This is a genomic window from Acinetobacter sp. T_3_1 (assembly GCF_025377055.1).
GTDB classification, from domain to species: Bacteria; Pseudomonadota; Gammaproteobacteria; order Pseudomonadales; family Moraxellaceae; genus Acinetobacter; species Acinetobacter kookii.
Genome location: NZ_JACHVD010000017.1, coordinates 1 through 19,518 on the forward strand (window position 1 = coordinate 1; position 19,518 = coordinate 19,518).

Here is a 19,518-nt window from a genome sequence, read left to right on the forward strand (position 1 = left end):
CTCAACATTTAGGGAAAACAGGTTGGACAGTTCAACGTTTACTCAGAATAATTCAAGTGAATTTGTTTGAAAGAAGAACTTTAAAAGCTTTATTTTCACCCGATAAAATACCCATAAAACAAGAGGAAGCTCAAATGAGCTTCCTCTTGTGAAAAATTGTGGGACAGCAATGACCCCAGGGTAAGCTTTTTTTTGCTTAAAATAACTTAAGCGATCGTTCTTACGCAAAAAACCTTAAGCTGTTTGCTCAAGTACTTTCTTGAATAAATCTTTTTGCTCTTGGCTTGGCTTGGCTGTCTGTAAAGCCATCAATTGTGACATATCGCCTTGAACCTTGATTTTACCGGTCATGAATGCCTGCATTGCAGCAGCCATATCGAATTCCAGGAACACTTTACGCAAAGTTTCACCATCCATGTTCAACGTGGTTTTCGCATTTGAGGATAGACCTTTTTTGATTACCCCACCATCCAGAGATAATTCTGTATTGCCCTGAGCATCAGACACCACCAGGTTGATTGCTAAATTTGCAAGTGCAGGTGGCAAGTTTAAATCACCCGCTTGCGCAGTTAATTTTTCTACAGTTGAAAACCAATCATCAGTTAAAAAGGCAGGCATGATCTTTCCTCAATTTATTTGTTCATTTGTGTCGCCTATCCAGACAACATCTTTGTGAAGCTATTTTGCTTGAAGCTTGTTATAGCATGTAAAACCGTTTTCTGCTTAACGTTTTTTGTACGATGCGTTCAATTTTTATGTTTTTAATACATTTATTAAATAAATCAGATATATAAAGTTATATAAAATAGACACCAACCCTAAAATTGGTGTCTAGAAACTAATCTTAGTCTGCTGCAAAACCCAGGTTGACCATGTTGATCCGTTTGCTTTGCCCTTCTTCTTCCGTTGAGCAGCTCGCAGTGAAATCAATTTCACGCTGTGCGTCTAAAGCTTCAAAGTCAAACAGTTCACGGTCGGCCAATTGCGAAGGCGATACATTCTGCATGGCACCAAAAATACTGTGTAAGCGTTTTGGATACTGTTTATCCCATTCACGCAGCATGTCATTAATCATGGCGCGTTGTAGGTTCTCCTGTGAACCGCACAGGTTACACGGAATAATCGGGAACTGGCGCATTTCTGCATATTTGATGATGTCTTTTTCTTCCACATAAGCCAGTGGACGAATCAGGATATTTTTCTTGTCGGATGACAGCAGTTTCGGTGGCATGGCCTTCAGGCTACCGCCATGAAACAGGTTCAGGAAGAACGTGGCCATAATGTCATCACGGTGATGACCTAAAGCGACTTTGGTCGCGCCAATTTCCTGCGCAAAGCCATACAATGAACCACGACGTAAACGTGAACACACTGCACAGTAGGTTTTACCTTCAGGCGTCAGCTTTTTGGTAATGCTGTACGTGTCTTTTTCCAGAATATAATAAGGAATTTTATTTTCCTCTAAATAATGGGGCAAGACATCTTCCGGGAAACCGGGCTGCTTTTGGTCCAGGTTCACAGCCACCACATCAAAATTGATCGGTGCAATCCGTTTAAACTGCAACAAAATATCCAGCAAGGTATAACTGTCTTTACCCCCAGAAATACAGACCATTACCTTATCGCCATCTTCGATCATTTTAAAATCACGAATGGCATGACCGACTTGACGGCGAAGCTTTTTCAATAAACGGTAATATGCCGAACTAGTTGGCAGTTCTGGTTTGAAATTAAATCCTTGTTCGGACTCAACTGGCGAGTACATAGACGAGATTTACCCATAAATAAAAATACCGCGCAATTTTATCCGATTCAGCCTGAACAAGCACCAAAAGAATGTAATTTCTGCAAATTGTTTATTACTACCCTTTTCATTTAAAACTCCCAAGTTTATTTTAACCTTATGAGTTCAAATTTTAGCCACAATGCTTACCATTTGTACTTTTCCACAGTTGTCCACAAAACCTGTGGATAACTTTGTGGATTTTAAAACACTTGACAAGGTGTCAGACCTATTATTTAAGGCTTCTATTTAAATTGATTATTTTTTGATCAATTTTGTTATTTTTTAAAATCAATGACTTAAGTGTGTCAAGTTATCCTGATTAAAAAAAAATTAAAATTTTTTTTGATTACTATCTCAACAAACAGCTCTTGCTTTTTACAAACTTTTGGTGAAATTAATAGAGTAATACTTTCCATCTTGTTTTTTTTTGTTAAACTCCACTTGTACTATGTTTGGAACAAATGTTGTCTATTTATAAAAATGAAAAATAACTTTGTAAAAATTGGACTTTATTTTTTGGGGTGTGTGGCAGTTCAATCTGTTGCAACGACCAGTTATGCCGGACAGACCATCTATCAGTTAAAAGACTCGAATGGTACGACCTTGCTCACCAATAAGAAAAATCGTTACAACCATCTCAAAGTCGAGAAAAAGACCTACTATCCAGACAGCAATATCCATAGCTATAGTAACTGGGGTTCATCCGAAGCTTCAGTACTTCCGAGTTACAGCCGCAATAAAAATGCTTTTGATTCCATTATTAAACAGGCCGCGTCTCAACATGGCATATCGGAAGGCCTGATTAAAGCAGTCATGCATACTGAATCAGGCTTTAATGTCAATGCCCGCTCCCCTGTTGGCGCACAGGGACTGATGCAGCTCATGCCTGCGACTGCAAAACGTTTTAATGTTTCAAATGCTTTTGATCCCTATCAAAATATTATGGGTGGAGCAAAATATTTATCCTGGCTGATGAAACGTTTTAATGGCAATACCTCACTGGTTCTGGCCAGTTACAATGCAGGTGAAGGCAATGTCGCCAAATACGGCGGCATTCCCCCGTTTAGAGAAACCCAGGACTATGTCAGACGTGTGAGCAGCCGCTTCAGCAACTTATATTCCAATGGCTTGGGTCATAGCTCAAGTTCGGCAAAGTCGAGTTCTGATGCCGGCAAAATTGTTGCCCAGTCCGACAATTATGAATCCGCTTCAGCACATGCAGCCCCTCGTTATAGTTCACAGCGTCAAATCATTATGGCATCCGATGGCAGCTTCACCGATGCTCCCGGCTCATATGCCACAGCCCATGCGACAGCTTCAGCAAAAATTTCAATTGCTGACAATTAAATTGTTTTAGAAACTGCATCATTATAGAGTTTTGTTAATTTTTCCTTGAATTTTTAAGACTTACACCTCATATTTAGTGAGATGATTTTTGATTTATAAATCAGATTATTTTTTTATTATAAGAGGATTTTCTCAATGATGCGGATTGGTTTGTTCTTGCTAACCAACCTCGCGGTACTGGTAGTAGCTGGCATTATCTTGTCACTCTTCGGTGTCGGTAGTTACCATGGCGCGGGTGGCTTAAATCTAGGCAATCTACTAGTGATCTGTTTTGTCTTTGGTATGGTTGGCTCTCTCATTTCGTTGTTTATGTCGAAATGGATGGCAAAAAAGTCTACCGGGACAGAGTTAATTGACCCGAATGCGCCTCGTAACCAGGCTGAAGCATGGTTATTACAAGAAATTACGCAATTATCGCAACGTGCCGGCATTAACATGCCAGAAGTGGGTATTTTCCCATCTTATCAGTCGAATGCTTTCGCTACAGGCTGGAATAAAAACGATGCATTGGTTGCCGTTTCAACCGGCTTGCTCGAACGCATGAATAAAGACGAACTTCGTGCGGTGCTTGCGCATGAGATCGGTCACGTTGCCAATGGTGACATGGTTACGCTTGCCTTGATTCAAGGTGTAGTCAACGCCTTTGTCATGTTCTTTGCCCGTGTGGTCGGTGACTTTATTGACCGTAATGTCTTTGGCCGTGAAGATGGCGAAGCACCGGGACTGGCTTATTTTGCCATTACCATCGTACTGGATATCGTGTTTGGTATTCTGGCTTCTGCCATTGTGATGTGGTTCTCGCGTCATCGCGAATACCGTGCCGATGAAGCCGGAGCACGTTTAGCCGGTAAACAGGCCATGATTTCTGCATTATTGCGTTTACAGGCAGAATCTGAACTGCCAGATCAAATGCCAAAAGAAATGAAAGCGTTCTCTATTGCAGAAGGTAAAGAACAAGGTTTCAGCCTGGCTGCTTTGTTCCAGACCCATCCTACCATTGAACAACGTGTAGCTGCATTACAACAGTTAAATTGCCCATAATCTGTTGAGATAAAACAGAATAAAAAGAGCCTCCTGCATGGAGGCTTTTTTTTATGACTAGCTTCAATACAATAGGCTGTCATTAAAAGACAATTACACACGCCACTCAATATGCATGATTAACAGCAAAATCATCGATTGGTTGATCTTGCAGGGGCTAAATGTTTAGTGTTTGCCAGCATTGCCATAACCAGCTCAATCCCAACCACATAGCAAGGGCCAATATAATGATAAAAATAACGCCCAACAGGTCAGGAAGATGCAGCCAGATCCAGGCCACCACAGGGTTACGCCAAAATGCTGAAGACTGCTGCTTCTGTTCCAGACGTTCATGCAAAAAGGGATGGGTGACATGTGATTCACTGCGAATCTGATATTCCTCACGAATATGATCGTGCACAATCGCTAAAGCTTTGCGGCTTGGACGTATAAAAACGTCAAAAACCGTTCCAGCAACAGGAATAAAACCGACTACGGCATCCATCATGGCCAATTTCATCACCGGAGTCAGCTTGCTTTGCGGTACGCCAATTTGCTTGGCTTTATAGATGGCATAACAGGTCAAGACAAAACCCGCGACATCTCCAACCACAGGAATGGTACTTAAGGCAGCATCCGCCCCCACCCCTTGTTTGGTAAAGGGAATACGCACCACCGAATCCATCATATTGGCAAACTTGGCTAAATCGCGCTCCAAACGTATGACTTCTTGCCGGCTGAGTTTTTGTTGTTCAGACATTGCTGGTTCCAAAGAAAAGATCGCTCTAACTGCTTGAGATTACATCATATCTGTGCTGTTTGAAGTGTATGGATATCATTAACCAGTGAACGTGAATCATACTCCCCATCCTATTACATGCTGGACTGATGAAGAGATTGATCTTGCCTTAACTGCTTCATTAACCTGTTCCATTCTCAGAACCACTCAATAAGCCCCTTTTGCTGCAAGTCTATTGAATGGTTGAATTGAATTCAGGTTATACCCGGGTTTTGGTTTTCAACAGCGTGCGAATCAGCACATACATAAAGGGAATAAAAATCAGCACCAAGATGGTCGCGAAAATCACCCCCCCCAATACGCTCACACCAATTTCCTGACGGCTGGCAGCACCCGCACCAAAGGCAAAGACCAGTGGAATTACCCCTGCACCAAAAGCCAGAGAAGTCATCAGAATCGGGCGTAAACGCAGGCTGGCTCCTTCCAGTGCAGCTTCAATCACACTGCGGCCTTGCTGCTCTGCAAGGGAGGCAAACTCAACAATTAAAATGGCATTTTTACAGGACAGGCCAATGGTGGTGAGCAAGGCAATCTGGAAATAAATGTCGTTCGGAAAACTGGCAAAATAACTGAACAGGATATTACCGCCAATGCCCAGAGGAATGGCACTTAATACCGCCGTAGGAATAGACCAGCTTTCATACAGTGCAGCCAAACACAGGAAAATAAAACCGATTGACAGCACATACAGCAATAGCGCCTGATTACTCGAGCGTTTTTCTTCAAAGGACAAACCGCTCCATGCCACATCTATACCCGGGTGCTGTGCCACCAGCTGCTCAACCTCCTGCATTGCAACACCGGAACTGACATCTTTGGCGGTATCCGCTTCCATTTGCAAGGCGGTATAACCCATATAACGATTGACCACATCCGGCCCGCCACTCCAGCTGACCGTGGCAAAATTGCTAAAGGACACCATCTGGTTCAAGTCATTGCGCACATACCAGTATTGTAGGTCTTCAGGTTTGGAACGAAATTCCGCATCGCCCTGCATCATCACCCGTTTAATCCGGCCACGATCAATAAAATCATTGATATAGCTGCCGCCCCAAGCGCTTGCCAGGGTACTGTTAATGGCTGCTTGCGACAGGCCATTGGCCATCGCCAGTTTCTGGTCAATATTCACCTTTAAGCCTGCTTTATCTGGATTTGAACGCTTGTCCAGGTTTTCAAAACTGCTGTATTGTTTTGCCTGCTGCTGCAATTGCTTAAACTGGCTATCCAGATAGGCACGACCTTGGCCATTGATGTCACGAATCCAGAAATCCAGCCCGTCAGTTTGGCCTAAACCACTGACCGAAGCGGGCATCGTCACATTAATCTGTGCATTCGGATTGTTTTTAAAATGCTTTAAGGCGCGCTCACGAATGGCTTGAGCCGAATTTTCTTTGCCGGAGCGTTCATCCCAGGGCTTTAAGGCAATAAAACCCTGACCCAAATTTTGTCCCGTTCCGGCCATATTACGGCCATAACGAACCATCACCAGATTGACATTATTTTTTTCATTTTTCAGGAAATACTGTCTGATTTGTTCACCAATTTCGGAACTTTTCGACATCGGTGCGCCATCTGCCAGTTTAAACTGCACGTTTAAAATGCCCTGATCTTCACTGGGAATAAAACTGGTCGGTAAAGCCCGATAGAACAGCGCAAAAACACTGATCAGTGCCGCAAAAATGACGAGGCACCCCCCCTTGTGCTGCAGGCTAAGATTGGATAATTTTAAATAACCATGTTTTAGGCCATCCAGTTTTTGGTTAAACCAGACCGCCCATCGGGCAGGCTGTGGATTCGGCTTTAAAATCAGGGCACATAAAGCTGGAGTTAAAATCAGGGCAACAGCCAGTGATAAAGCCATGGCAGCAACCAGGGTAATGGAAAACTGGCGATAAATCACACCCGTAGAACCGCCAAAAAAAGCCATGGGAATAAACACGGCTGTGAGTACCAATGTAATTCCGACCAATGCCCCACTAATTTCCTGCATGGATTCAAGTGATGCTTCTTGAGCCGTCAAGTTTTTCTCATGCATCAGCCGCTCAATATTTTCCACCACCACAATCGCATCATCCACCAGCAGCCCGATCGCCAGAACTAAGGCAAACAGGGTGAGCGTATTGATACTTAAGCCCAAGACATACAATACTGCCATGGTCCCCAGCAGAACCACCGGTACGGTAATGGCAGGAATCAGGGTCGCGCGCCAGTTTTGCAGGAACAGGAACATCACTACAATCACCAGCAACACGGCTTCAACCAGGGTTTTCACCACTTCCTTGATGGATTCTTTTACAAATGGCGTGTTGTCACGCGGATAAACCAGCTTATAGCCTTCAGGAAGCTGCTTCGAAATCTTATCCACTTCAGCCTGAATCAGGGCTGAAGTCGCCACGGCATTGGCACCGGAAGCCAGCGAAATGCCCATCCCGGCAGAAGGAAAACCGTTAATGGTATTAAAAGATTGATAATTTTCTGCCCCCAGTTCAACCCGGGCGACATCTTTTAAATAGATAAAACTGCCATTACGCGCAGATTTGACAATGATATTTTCAAATTCAGGCACCGTTTTCAAACGTGAACCAGAAGTGACTTTGGCATTTAAATACTGGTCTTCTACAGTCGGCAAATCCCCCACCGCCCCTGCTGCCACCTGGGTATTTTGTGCTTCAACCGCTGCGCGGATATCACTCGGCATTAAATTGTATTGTTTTAATTTTAAGGGGTTTAACCAGATGCGCATGGCATATTGCGAACCGAACACATCCACTTCGCCAATACCGTCTATACGCGCCAGCTCTTCTTCCAGATGGGTCTGCATATAGTCCGACAGGGCAATGCTGTCACTTTTACCCGAGGCATCATACAGGCCAATGACCATGTGCGTGTCACCCAGTGACTTGAATACATTGACACCCTGACGTTGCACTTCATCCGGTAAACGGTTCAGCACACCATTAATCGCATTTTGTACCTGGACTTGCGCCGTATCCGGATCGGTCCCATTTTCAAAACTGATGTTAATGCGGCTACGACCAGATGAATCGCTGCTGGAACTAAAATACAGCAAATGATCAATACCTTTAATTTGCTGTTCCAGCACCTGGGTGACACTTTCTTCCACCGTTTCTGCTGAGGCACCATTATAGCTGGCACTGACACTAATACGTGGCGGTGCGATATCCGGAAAACGCTCGACCGGTAAACTCAGCGTTGCAAACACACCAAAAGCCATCAAGATGATGGCTAAAACACCGGCAAAAATCGGTCGATGAATGAAAAATCTAGACAGCATATGTCCTGGTCACTTAAATGGTGAGGAATAAAAATTCAACGCAATCATTGAACCCTTAAAATGATGGATTTGATATTGATAATCAATAACAGAAATATAAAAGCCAATCATATTTAACAGAAAAAATCAGACTTTGCCTTAAATAAGGAGAAAATATGGAGATAATTTTTTATCAAAAGCTTATTTCTTGTAAATTTTACTCCTGACCCAAATTTTTTACTGTTTTTATTTCATTATTTTAATTGAATTTATTGAATTAATTTTTAATTAAGCAATGCCGAATATGATTGCCCAAATTATTGTCTGTTTGAGCACCATGAACTCTTATTCCCCCTTTAAAGGCAAGACCGGTGTTAAGCGTGTCTTGAATGCAACCCAGTATTCTCTTGCCGGTTTTAAGTCTGCCTTTAGCCATGAAGCCGCTTTTCGCCAGATCGTCCTGATCAATATAGTCCTTATTCCAGGCAGTTTTTTTCTAAATGTGACCGCGGTTGAACAGGCCCTGATGGTTGCCGTCTGTTTACTGGCTTTGATTGTGGAATTATTGAATTCAGCAATTGAGGCGGTGGTCGACCGTATTTCCCTGGAAAAGCATCCTCTTTCAAAAAATGCCAAAGACATGGGCAGTGCCGCACAGTTTGTCGCGCTTGGCATCATCTTTTTTGTGTGGCTGATTATTTTAATGAAATAAGCATTTTATTGCTTTCATTTTTGCAGCTTTTAAAGCAGCAGCTTTTATCGCGTGTTTTTATATCGCATTCTAGACTTTGAAGCATAAAAAAAACCCGGCTTGCGCCGGGTTTTTCGAATCAGTTCAGTGCTTAGTGAGCAGCGAATTGGTTCATTGTGTTTTTAGCATCATCGTGCGCTTTAAGAGCGTTGTCACCAGAGAAGATTTCTTTGTGATCATCACCGATGTCAGAACCCGCCATTGCCTGGTGTTTAACACAAGCGATACCGCCACGGATTTCTTTACGTTGTACGCCAGCAACATAAGCCAACATACCTTCAGAACCGAAGTAACCTTGAGCAAGCTCGTGAGTAGAAAGAGCAGCTGTATGGTAAGTCGGAAGTGTGATCAAGTGGTGGAACACACCTGCTTCACGAGAAGCATCTGCTTGGAATGTACGTACTTTTTCGTCAGCGTCTGCAGCCAATTCAGTGTTGTCGTACTCAGCGCTCATTAATTTAGCGCGGTCGTATGCAGAAACGTCTTTACCTTCAGCAACCCAACGGTCGTAAGCTTGTTGACGGAAGTTTAAAGTCCAGTTGAACGATGGAGAGTTGTTATAAACAAGTTTCGCATTTGGAACAACTTCTTTCACACGGTTAACCATGTGTGCAATTTCTTCTACGTTTGGAGTCGCAGTTTCGATCCAAAGCAGGTCAGCACCGTTTTGAAGGCTGGTTACACAGTCAAGTACAACGCGGTCAATTTGAGTGCCTTCACGGAACTGGTACAAACCAGAAGCTAAACGTTTAGGACGGTGAAGTTTACCATCACGCTTGATCAGGATTTCGTCTTCTTTCGCTTCAGAGATGTCAATTTCTTGAGTGTCTAAGTAGCTGATGTATTGAGAAGCGATGTCGCCTGGCTCTTTAACCACTGGGATTTTTTGAGTCAAGTCAGCGCCTTCAGAGTCAGTACGTGCAACGATGATACCGTCGTCAAGACCCATTTCCAGGAACGCGTAACGTAAAGCGTGGATTTTAGCGATGAAGTCTTCGTGTGGAACAGTTACTTTACCAGCTTGGTGACCACATTGTTTCGCATCAGAAACCTGGTTTTCGATTTGTAGTGCACATGCACCCGCTTCGATCATTTTCTTAGCAAGCAAGTAAGTCGCTTCTTCGTTACCGAAACCAGCGTCGATGTCCGCAATGATTGGCACAACGTGAGTTTCAAAATTGTCGATTTGCGCAGTGATTTCAGCAGCTTTAGCAGTGTCACCAGCGTCTTGTGCTTTTTTAAGTGCACGGAACAAATCGTTTAATTCTTTTGCGTCAGCTTGACGTAAGAAAGTGTAGATTTCTTCGATCAATGCAGGAACAGAAGTTTTTTCGTGCATAGATTGGTCAGGAAGAGGACCGAATTCTGAACGAAGTGCAGCAACCATCCAACCAGAAAGGTAGATATAACGCTTGCTTGTAGTACCGAAGTATTTTTTGTTCGCAATCATTTTTTGTTGCGCAACAAAACCGTGCCAGCAACCTAAAGATTGAGTGTATTTGCTAGAATCGGCATCGTATTCAGCCATATCACGACGCATAATCGCAGCTGTATATTTAGCAATGTCTAAACCAGTTTTGAAACGGTTTTGCATTTGCATACGTGCAGCATCTTCAGGACTGATGTCTGCCCAAGTGTTGCCGAATTTTGCTTTTAATTCGCGGATTGCATCAATCGCTGTTTGGTATGTAGTCATGATATTTTCCTGTAATAATATTAGGATTTCATCAAGCGAAGGCTAAAATCACACTCATATTATTTGTTCAGATTTAGAGCGCTTCGTTAAGATGAACACAGATTAGATTGAGTTAAAAAATTAATCCAATATTCTCGATTAATTCTCAGTATTTATTTAAAAAATATGTAGATCAAAGTCGTATTATGTTTATGTTTAAAAATTTTAAGCCATTGTTTTAATTTAATTTATTTATAATATGCAAAATCATTTCTTGCTTACAAATTGTTCATTATGCTGCATTTTTCTTCATTAGACTTAAGTCTTGACTGCTACTGAAAAAGCTTGACCCGACATTTTCTCTCTCATTTTCGTACTTTTTTTCCTATATTTTCAAAATGCAGCTGTTTCTTATTTATGCTTATTTTGACTTTTATAGATTAAGGATTCTCTACTTTTGCAGGGTATTTAACCCCCGCTCAATTTCCTCAGGATTTATTTAAAACTTGACGCAATCATCACCGCCTCTCCCGATTCTACCTATATTCAATCTATATAAATCTCTCATTTATCTCGTTTCTTTTTTCATCAATATTCCTACACAAGCCTTGTCGCTTATGGCATAATCGAAATAATTTCATGAGTTTATTTTCGGTATTTCTTTTATGAATCTGGAGCGGGTCGATCTCAATCTATTAATATATCTTGATGTACTCCTTCGTGAAAAAAATGTAACGCGTGCGGCAGAACAATTGGGTGTGACCCAGCCTGCCATGAGTAACATTTTGCGTCGTTTACGTAACTTATTTAATGATCCGCTGCTCATTCGTTCTTCGGAAGGAATGACCCCTACAGAACGTGCTCTGGAATTACAACCTCGTATTCGCGATGCCCTTTCTGACCTGTCCATGATTTTAGAACCGCGTACCGAATTCCGTCCTTATACTTCAAACCGTGTTTTCCGTATCATGACCTCGGATTATGCGGAAGCGACTTTAGTCCCGCGTTTGGTCAAAGCATTACGCTCTGAAGCACCCAATGTCGTACTGGACTTTTTAACCCCAAGTGATGTGTCTTATCGTGACATGGAACAAGGCAAAGTCGATCTGGCGATTAACCGTTTCAATGAAATTCCGCAAAGTTTCCATCAGGTGCTGGTTTGGCGAGACAGTTTTTCCTGTTTGCTCAATAGCAAACACCCTGCCGCGGGGAATCTAAACCTTAAAAGTTATTTAGATGCACAACATATCTGGGTTTCTAAAACAGGGATGGGTGTTGGTTTTGGCGTGAACCCGGAAAAACAGGCCGGTTTAGGCTGGATTGATCAGGCTTTAGAGCGTATTGGTCAAAAGCGTAAAATTTCAGTGTTTACCCGTCACTATCAAATGCCGGGGTTATTGGCTGCCAATGTTGACCTCGTTGCGACTTTGCCGACACGCATCGCGCGTTTACAAGCCAAGAATCAAAATTTATTGATGAAAGATCCGCCCTTCTACATTCCCGAGTTTGAATTGAAGATGGCGTGGTGTCCATTATTGCATCATCACCCGGCACATCGCTGGTTGCGTCAGCTCATTCTGTATGTGGCCCGTCAGATGATTGAAGAAGAAAATCGTGAATTTTTAATGAATAATTCCCAATTTTCACATTATTAAGCACAATTTTTCTTAAATTCTTCTTTTTTAAGCTTATACTGTATTTAGTCAGGTAGTCATTTCATTACTACCTGACGTTCTTTTATGTTAAAAATATTCATAATAATGATGATCCACAGGTGGATTTGTGAGCCTCTTTCAAAATATCGTCATCATCATCATCCTCATTGCAGGTGCGGGATTCTTATCGCTCACCGAAATTGCCTTGGCGGGCGCACGTAAAGTTAAACTGAAAATACTGGCTGAATCTGGGGATGAACGTGCTCAGCAGGTCTTGGATTTACAGGAAAATTCGGCAGACTTTTTTGCAGCCTCACAAATCGGTCTAAATGCTGTTGCCATTCTTGGCGGTATTTTGGGTGAAGGGGCTTTCCGTCCTTATTTTCTCGAGCTGGTTTCACGTTTCTATACGGGTGCGTGGGCCGAAACGATCGGTTTTGCCTTGTCTTTTACTTTAGTCACGTCATTATTCATTCTGTTTGCAGACTTGATGCCAAAACGTCTGGCCATGATTGCTCCCGAAAAAATTGCCGTGTCTGTAATCAACCCGATTCAAATTTTTATTCGGGTATGTAAACCACTGGCGTGGATGATCAATGCCATTGCCAATCTGTTGTTCCGCCTGTTCAAGGTCAATACCACCCGTGAAGATAATATTACTTTTGATGATATCTCTGCCGTCATGGATGCCGGTGCACAGGCAGGCGTATTGCAGAAACAGGAACATCATTTCATTGAAAACGTATTTGAGCTTGAAGAACGTAATGTGCCTTCAAGTATGACCACACGTGAAAATGTGGTGTTCTTCACCCTTAAAGAATCAGAAGCCAGTATCCGGCAGAAACTTGCTGAATATCCCTACTCCAAGTTTCTGGTGTGTAGTGAAAATATTGATGATGTGATTGGTTACGTCGATGCCAAGGATATTCTGGTGCGTATTCTAAACAACCAGTCCTTACTGCAACTCAATGAAAGTACCATTCGTAATGTATTGACCATCCCGGATACTTTGACTTTATCTGAACTACTGGACCGTTTCCGTTCCACCAAAGAAAAGTTTGCGGTGGTGATTAACGAATATGCATTGGTGGTTGGCGTAATTACCTTGTCGGACATTATGATTACCGTGATGGGTGACTGGGTAACTCCGATAGAAGCAGAACAGCAGATTATTAAACGTGACAACAATTCCTGGCTGATTGATGGCAGCACGCCAATTGAGGACCTGAAACATGCCCTTGAAATTGATGAAATGCCAGATGAAGAAAATTATGAGACCCTTGCCGGTTTCATGATGTACCGTCTACGCAAGATTCCGCGTCCTGCCGATACCGTGATTTATGGTAATTATAAATTTGAAGTGGTCGATGTAGACCATTTTAAAATTGACCAGCTCCTGGTTACACGACTTTTAAAGGAAGTGGAAAATAATCATAATGAAGAATCAGAATAGTCTGATTCTTCTCACTTTTTTAGAAAATAACAATAATCATGGAATAAAAATAATGAATTTTTCGTTGAGTGCCCTGCTTGCCTGCCTGAGTTTCTATTCCGGCCTTTATCTAATTTATTATTTTTTCGCCAGGCAATCACAGCCGCTTCTCCTGATACTTGCAATTGTATTATTGCTCTTTGCTTGCTGGATTACACCCTATGGTTATGAACGCCAACGTAAAAGTTATGATCAGACCATGCGTTTAAGCGAATATCTTTATTATCCTTTGATCACCTGGTGGCGACTTTTTATTTGGCCGATCCGTGCCTTGTTAGCATGGTTCTACCCATAAAAAATTAAGCAATAAAAAAAGCACCTTACGGTGCTTTTTAATGTCCAGTTTTAATATTGTGCAATTAAAGCATCTAAAACTGCTTGATAGTGAATGGCAATGTCATCTTCCAGAATTTTGTAAGCATTGTCGAACTGTACCATTGGCCAGCCTTCTTTCCAGAACGGGAAAATATTATGCAAGTCGTGAGTCACAGTCGCATCTTCACGGGTAATGGCTTGGGCAATCTGCGATAAAACCTGGGCTGTTTCGGCACCATCAATGGCCAAATAATCAATACCATGGGCTTTTAAAATACGGATACGGTCTTTTTTATAACGAATTTTTTTGCTTTGCGCTTCATTTAAATGAAGTGCCAAAGTCACGGCTTCAACAAACTTGCTTTCAAAACTGGCATTCAACGCAACCAAGGCATTTTTATGTGCTTCTTGGCGACCAGCTTTACCACCATTACGGATCATCTCTTTCGCTTCAGTATTCAGCACATCGTTTTTCATGGACTGTAAAATGTCTAAAATTTCGATATCGCTTAAAGATTCAGGAGATTGATCAGTCATGAACTGTCCTTGGACAAAAATAAGAAAGCACTATTTTCGCATAATTCCTCACTGAATACAGGAATAAAATTAAGCTCCCGATTCGATTCATCATTTAGCAGGTTGAAATGTGATCCTCAGACCAAGCAGATAAACGCAATAGATCTTAGCTGTTATAAATACGCTAAAAATAAACAGAGGCAAAATTCAATATTGCGAAACGCGCTAAAAATTTAATTCATGCTCAATAAGCCAATAAAAATTGAGCTTGGAAATAAAGAAATTCATGTATTTCAGATTTTTCTCTATTAAATACTCTTAAATCCTTTATATTGGCTCTACTTTTTATGTTTCTTTAATTCTTATGATCAGCAATAAACAAACTGCACTTTTTTTAAAACAACTACGGAAACAGTACCCGGCAGCTTTTAAAAGAAATTATTTGTTTTACAGCATGATCAAAACCAAGGGAATTTTAGACGAACTGAAAGAGCTGATTCCCTGGGTTCTGGCTGCGATGATTTTTATCTCGCTTTCGATGAGTCTGGGTCATTTCATTGCTAGCCAATTTCCGCAATTTAATGCTTTTCGTGCCCAAGGCATTGCTGTTTTAGCCATTATGTTGTTGTTTATGCTTTATACGCCCGTGGTCATCAAACAGGTCAAACACAGCTCCACGTCTTTGTATCAGCAACTTCGCCATACTCCGGTAAAACTGGCGGTACTGATTGTGCTGCAAACCATCAATATTGCTTATATTGAAAGTACATTTCTACAGATTATTCTGTTTTTCTTTGCCTTGAGTTTTGGTTTTGTTCGTTTTTATAAAGAAAATATGTTCCGTGAAAGTACACAAAACGAGCAATATTTTTATCTGCAAGAAACCCGCCGCATTTGTTTTTGGGCTTATAAGCAGGTATTAAAAATTCAGTTAAAAAGCCTATTCATGAGCAAAAACTCAGCCGCACTTCACTCGCTACAACAACAAGAAAAACAGTTTATCGATTTGCATATACAGCTGATTCATTATGAAAATGAACTATGTAAAACACACAAGCATATAGATGTCGAAACCTATCTGGATAGCTTGATGTAAATGACATACCTTTTAAGGATAAAAACTCATTCAAAGTCGTGTTTTATAGTGATAAGCACATGAATTGATTGAAAAGAAAGCAAATACATGCAAAGGCACTTGCCAAGTTTTATTTCCTCCACTATTATGGCGCACATGCCCGAGTGGTGAAATCGGTAGACACAGGGGATTTAAAATCCCCCGCCCACAAAGCGTGCCAGTTCGAGTCTGGCCTCGGGCACCATTTTAATACTATTTAAAATGGTGCAATAAAAGACCCAGCGATAAGCTGGTTTTTTTATGCCTGAATCACTCAATCATAGTAAACCAATAAAAAAGACAGAATAAAAATGAAACGATTTAAAATGCATTGCCGGCTCTATATCAGCCTGTTTATATTAATGAGCACAACTTTGACTCATGCAATAGAGGCAGTTGAAAACTCACAAGCTCAAGAGGTTTATGATTTATTTTCTGGCACCATTGGTGAAAATCAGGGACAACTTGTTTTAAATCATTGTACTTTAGCGAAGTATTCCTATCCCATGCATTTTAATCATCCGGAAGATGAAAAGCGGATTCGAAGTTTACTGCGACAAGATCCGTACTTTTGGCTCAATCTAAGCGCAAGAGCGTATAGTGAAAACGAGAAATTTCATTTGATGGTAGATGGGATAACAGAAATTCATATCCAGGCAAGTTGCCATTTAAGCGATCTATTATCTAATTCAGCTAAACTTTAGATATAAACTAACAAATAGAGAGTGACTTACCACTCTCTATTCGATACCAGTTCTTCCATTTCAATATCCATATAACCGTGATCTTGCACCACCATCATCATGGCTTCAGCAATATAATCGGCTGCGGTGTCATCCAGTGACGAGTCAAGATCTTCAAACTGCGGTTTCATCTTATTAATCAAAGCCACTGTTTCGGCAGCAAAATGATAAATATCTCCTTCAGATAAATCAGGTTTTTCTACCTTCTTTGCAAACTGTTTTATGGCCTGCTTGACTTCAGCCACAAGAATATCGGGATAATATTCATCATCAAACATCGGGAGAAGTAAATCTTCAAACATACAACACTCAAAAAAGACCTGCATTCAAGCGAGCTTGTATAACACAAAGCAACAAAATTACCAAATGCCACTATAGAAAGGCGATTTAACCCGGTTCTTTTTTATTCAAATTTCTTAAGGGCAATTAAATCGGATTGATGGGCTGCCCTATTGACAATGCTGAGTAGAAAACAAAATACACTGCAGCAAATTGTGGGAAAAAAATCATATCAAGCATTTTCAAAATATGAGCCAACTCCATCTCTGCCTTAATTGGTTGTTTTCATTACAGCGTTTAATTTTTAGATCTATAGCATTTTAAATAACACTTAAACCCATCCTACCTAAATAAATAAAGCCATGATTTATTTTTTAATTTTATGTAAAGGTTTGGTTGAGTTTTCGATTTATTCGATAGCATGACTAGGACTTAGATAAATTTCACTTTATAAAATAAAAACCTAATTTCTACAGGGAAATGTTATGAAAGCTATTTTAGTTACATTTCTTGGAATCACATTCTCAGCCTGCTCTACAACCTCAAAAAAAGATACTCAAAAAAATATGATTTCAGAACCTGAAGTCATAGCCGCACAGCAAGCCTGGTGTAAAGCCTTACTCGATATCAGTGCAAGCTATGATCAATACGGAAAACAGGCAGCAAATGACCTGGCCAGCAAGGTGATTGATGATGCATATTTTTATCAGAATGGTCCTGTTTTATTTAAACCCACATTAACCACAAATCCACACACTTTCAGAACCACAAAAGATGGAGCTTTGTCCTATTTCGTAGGCGGAAATCCCAATTTTCCCAATGACAAAGGTTTCGCACTCGGTGGCTGGCAAAAATGCGAAGTCGATAATGCAGCGATAAATATATCGGCTGACAGTGCAAGTACTTTATCTAAAGTCCACTTTACCAATAAGAATGGTGAAGTGACGACTGTAGATAAAAGCTGGAAATTTGTAAAAGATAATGCAGGTAAATTACGAATAGTGGTTCACCATTCCTCACTTGAGCATCAAGGAAAGTAAGGAAAGTAATGACCACTGCAAGCAAAAAAGCCCGATGCCGGATCGAGCTTTTTTTTTAGTTAGATATCCAGATGAGTCATGGCCTGCCATATTTTAATGGCATCACTCATGGCTTTGACATCATGCGCTCGCACCATGCATGCACCCTGTTGAATACTGAATAAATGAGCAGCAACAGAACCCATAGCCCGATTTTGAGCATCTGCCCCCCCCAGTGCTTCACCAATAAAGCGCTTCCGTGAAAGTGCAGATAAAATGGGATACCCCATATCATTTAATTTATAAAACTCATTTAATAATTTTAGGTTTTGCTGAGCATTTTTGGCGAAACCAAAGCCTGGGTCAATCATGATGTTTTCCCGCTTCACCCCTGCCTGTAATGCATCATTAACCCGTTGTTGCAGCTCTGCAATCACCTCAGCCGTCACATCACTATATTGATCTAGATTATTCATCGTGGTCGGCTCACCACGCATATGCATAATAATCACGGGAATATTCAGTTCTGCTGCCGTTTCCAAAGCCTTGGGGCGAGTCAGCGCACGCACATCATTCCAGATATGTGCCCCTGCTTTTACTGCAGCTTTAATCACTTCGGGCGCCGAGGTATCAATTGAAATAATGACCTCATGTTTAGCCAGTTCCTCTACCACCGGTACCACGCGACGGATTTCTTCCTCGATGTCCACTACTGCTGCACCCGGACGTGTAGACTCCCCTCCAATATCAATCACGGTGGCGCCATCCGCAATCATTTCCAGAGCTTTGGCTACCGCCTGATCTTTCGTATTATGCTTTCCACCATCACTAAAAGAATCCGGAGTAACGTTTAGAATTCCCATGACATGCGGCTGAGATAAGTCCAGCTTTAAATGACCAAAAGTCCAGATCTGTGGTCGTAAAGGCTTTAGCTGCATGATTTAAATCCTAATTCACAATAACCTTCATATTGTCTTATGGATAGCTAAATAAAGCAAAGCTCAATCCGGACAAGATCTAGATTTCGAAGTCGTTCTTGCCTGAATATTGCATCAGTTTGGATTGTAGTAGGGCTTTTACATCGACCCATTCACTTTTTAGAATGCTGTACATATAACTATCTCTTAGTGTTACGCCATCCTTGCGCAGCATATGACATCTGATGATTCCATCCCGTTTGGCACCAATACCTTCAATGGCTTTCTGGCTGGCAACATTTAGGTGATCCGTACGCAAACCAATCACCTGAGCATTTAAATGTTCAAAAGCATGTTGTAATAAAAGATATTTACAGACCCGGTTGACGTAAGTGCGTTGATAGCGTTTAGCATACCAGGTATAGCCAATTTCGAAACGCGGAATTTCAGGTTTGATATCATGATAGCTGGTGGTTCCAATAGCACGGCCACAGTTTATATCGATGACCGCAAAAGCCATCCGTTCATCTTTAGCTTGCTGTTCAAATGCTTGTGTAAAATAGTTTCTTAAATTGTGCAAATAAGGTACCGAATTATATAAAACTTCTCCTAAATCACCTTCAGCACATGCTACTTCTAAATCTGCAAAATGTGCCCAAGTTAATGGCTCCAGAACAAGCTGATAAATCCGGGACTCTAAAACAGGTATATTCATTTTTGTTTTTTACTCATTGGTTTTATCCAAACACCATAGCATCCAAGCCCAGGTCATAAAAATAATAAATATAAAAAAACCACCCGAAGGTGGCTTTTTTA

Annotated in this window: 18 protein-coding genes, 1 tRNA gene and 1 pseudogene; 11 read left to right on the forward strand and 9 right to left on the reverse strand. The window is 41.3% G+C overall.

Annotated elements, in window-relative coordinates:
* A pseudogene (locus tag H4I94_RS13365) lies at nucleotides 1-152 on the forward strand (IS4 family transposase); the annotation flags it as partial.
* A gap of 82 nt (nucleotides 153-234) precedes the next feature.
* On the opposite strand, the gene H4I94_RS13370 reads toward H4I94_RS13365, so the two are convergent.
* Both H4I94_RS13370 and ttcA read right to left on the reverse strand, forming a co-directional pair.
* Entirely contained in the window at nucleotides 235-618 is a 384-nt protein-coding gene (locus H4I94_RS13370; RefSeq protein ID WP_261183411.1) for an SCP2 sterol-binding domain-containing protein, read from the reverse strand.
* A gap of 226 nt (nucleotides 619-844) precedes the next feature.
* Entirely contained in the window at nucleotides 845-1,765 is a 921-nt protein-coding gene (ttcA, locus tag H4I94_RS13375; RefSeq protein ID WP_092818691.1) for a tRNA 2-thiocytidine(32) synthetase TtcA, read from the reverse strand.
* Nucleotides 1,766-2,266: 501 nt separating this feature from the next.
* Between ttcA and H4I94_RS13380 the strand changes: the two genes are divergently transcribed.
* Complete coding sequence (locus H4I94_RS13380; RefSeq protein ID WP_261183412.1) at nucleotides 2,267-3,133, forward strand: lytic transglycosylase domain-containing protein; 867 nt, start codon at nucleotides 2,267-2,269, stop codon at nucleotides 3,131-3,133.
* A 135-nt stretch (nucleotides 3,134-3,268) separates the two neighbouring features.
* A complete protein-coding gene (gene htpX, locus H4I94_RS13385) occupies nucleotides 3,269-4,174 on the forward strand; it encodes a protease HtpX (protein WP_261183413.1) in 906 nt (301 codons plus the stop codon).
* A 157-nt stretch (nucleotides 4,175-4,331) separates the two neighbouring features.
* On the opposite strand, the gene H4I94_RS13390 is transcribed toward htpX, so the two are convergent.
* A complete protein-coding gene (locus H4I94_RS13390; RefSeq protein ID WP_261183414.1) occupies nucleotides 4,332-4,913 on the reverse strand; it encodes a DUF4112 domain-containing protein in 582 nt (193 codons plus the stop codon).
* A 238-nt stretch (nucleotides 4,914-5,151) separates the two neighbouring features.
* Complete coding sequence (locus H4I94_RS13395) at nucleotides 5,152-8,247, reverse strand: multidrug efflux RND transporter permease subunit (RefSeq protein ID WP_261183415.1); 3,096 nt, start codon at nucleotides 8,245-8,247, stop codon at nucleotides 5,152-5,154.
* Nucleotides 8,248-8,563: 316 nt separating this feature from the next.
* Here H4I94_RS13395 and H4I94_RS13400 point away from each other — a divergent pair, with 316 nt between their 5' ends.
* Entirely contained in the window at nucleotides 8,564-8,938 is a 375-nt protein-coding gene (locus tag H4I94_RS13400; RefSeq protein WP_092818964.1) for a diacylglycerol kinase, read from the forward strand.
* 130 nt (nucleotides 8,939-9,068) lie between these two features.
* Here the strand turns inward: H4I94_RS13400 and H4I94_RS13405 are convergent, their stop codons facing one another.
* Nucleotides 9,069-10,673 carry an isocitrate lyase gene (locus H4I94_RS13405; RefSeq protein WP_092818696.1) on the reverse strand — a complete coding sequence of 535 codons (1,605 nt, stop codon included), beginning with the start codon at nucleotides 10,671-10,673 and terminating at the stop codon, nucleotides 9,069-9,071.
* Nucleotides 10,674-11,317: 644 nt separating this feature from the next.
* Here H4I94_RS13405 and H4I94_RS13410 point away from each other — a divergent pair.
* The 3 genes from H4I94_RS13410 to H4I94_RS13420 all read left to right on the forward strand — a co-directional run bounded on the left by H4I94_RS13410 (nucleotide 11,318) and on the right by H4I94_RS13420 (nucleotide 14,094).
* Nucleotides 11,318-12,307, forward strand: a complete 990-nt coding sequence (locus tag H4I94_RS13410) for a LysR family transcriptional regulator (RefSeq protein ID WP_086196263.1) — start codon at nucleotides 11,318-11,320, stop codon at nucleotides 12,305-12,307.
* 127 nt (nucleotides 12,308-12,434) lie between these two features.
* Nucleotides 12,435-13,760 (forward strand): hemolysin family protein, encoded by a 1,326-nt coding sequence (locus H4I94_RS13415; RefSeq protein WP_261183416.1) that lies wholly within the window; start codon nucleotides 12,435-12,437, stop codon nucleotides 13,758-13,760.
* A 52-nt stretch (nucleotides 13,761-13,812) separates the two neighbouring features.
* A complete protein-coding gene (locus tag H4I94_RS13420) occupies nucleotides 13,813-14,094 on the forward strand; it encodes a hypothetical protein (protein ID WP_261183454.1) in 282 nt (93 codons plus the stop codon).
* Nucleotides 14,095-14,144: 50 nt separating this feature from the next.
* Here H4I94_RS13420 and H4I94_RS13425 read toward each other — a convergent pair whose 3' ends face one another.
* On the reverse strand, nucleotides 14,145-14,651 hold the full coding sequence (locus tag H4I94_RS13425; protein ID WP_092818699.1) for a hypothetical protein: 507 nt from the start codon (nucleotides 14,649-14,651) through the stop codon (nucleotides 14,145-14,147).
* Nucleotides 14,652-14,994: 343 nt separating this feature from the next.
* Between H4I94_RS13425 and H4I94_RS13430 the strand changes: the two genes are divergently transcribed.
* The 3 genes from H4I94_RS13430 (at nucleotide 14,995) to H4I94_RS13440 (ending at nucleotide 16,448) form a co-directional block, all read left to right on the forward strand.
* Nucleotides 14,995-15,726 (forward strand): hypothetical protein, encoded by a 732-nt coding sequence (locus H4I94_RS13430; RefSeq protein ID WP_261183417.1) that lies wholly within the window; start codon nucleotides 14,995-14,997, stop codon nucleotides 15,724-15,726.
* A 137-nt stretch (nucleotides 15,727-15,863) separates the two neighbouring features.
* Nucleotides 15,864-15,949: transfer RNA gene (locus tag H4I94_RS13435), tRNA-Leu, on the forward strand.
* Between the two features lie 106 nt (nucleotides 15,950-16,055).
* Nucleotides 16,056-16,448 (forward strand): hypothetical protein, encoded by a 393-nt coding sequence (locus H4I94_RS13440; protein ID WP_261183418.1) that lies wholly within the window; start codon nucleotides 16,056-16,058, stop codon nucleotides 16,446-16,448.
* A gap of 26 nt (nucleotides 16,449-16,474) precedes the next feature.
* On the opposite strand, the gene H4I94_RS13445 is transcribed toward H4I94_RS13440, so the two are convergent.
* Nucleotides 16,475-16,789, reverse strand: coding sequence for a DUF5713 family protein (locus H4I94_RS13445; protein ID WP_261183419.1), 315 nt, complete (start codon nucleotides 16,787-16,789; stop codon nucleotides 16,475-16,477).
* Between the two features lie 462 nt (nucleotides 16,790-17,251).
* Between H4I94_RS13445 and H4I94_RS13450 the strand changes: the two genes are divergently transcribed.
* Entirely contained in the window at nucleotides 17,252-17,806 is a 555-nt protein-coding gene (locus H4I94_RS13450; protein ID WP_261183420.1) for a hypothetical protein, read from the forward strand.
* A 59-nt stretch (nucleotides 17,807-17,865) separates the two neighbouring features.
* On the opposite strand, the gene folP is transcribed toward H4I94_RS13450, so the two are convergent.
* A complete protein-coding gene (gene folP / locus H4I94_RS13455) occupies nucleotides 17,866-18,723 on the reverse strand; it encodes a dihydropteroate synthase (protein WP_261183421.1) in 858 nt (285 codons plus the stop codon).
* 79 nt (nucleotides 18,724-18,802) lie between these two features.
* Nucleotides 18,803-19,417: a GNAT family N-acetyltransferase gene (locus H4I94_RS13460; RefSeq protein WP_092818705.1), complete on the reverse strand. Its 615-nt coding sequence runs from the start codon at nucleotides 19,415-19,417 to the stop codon at nucleotides 18,803-18,805.
* Nucleotides 19,418-19,518: the final 101 nt, after the last annotated feature.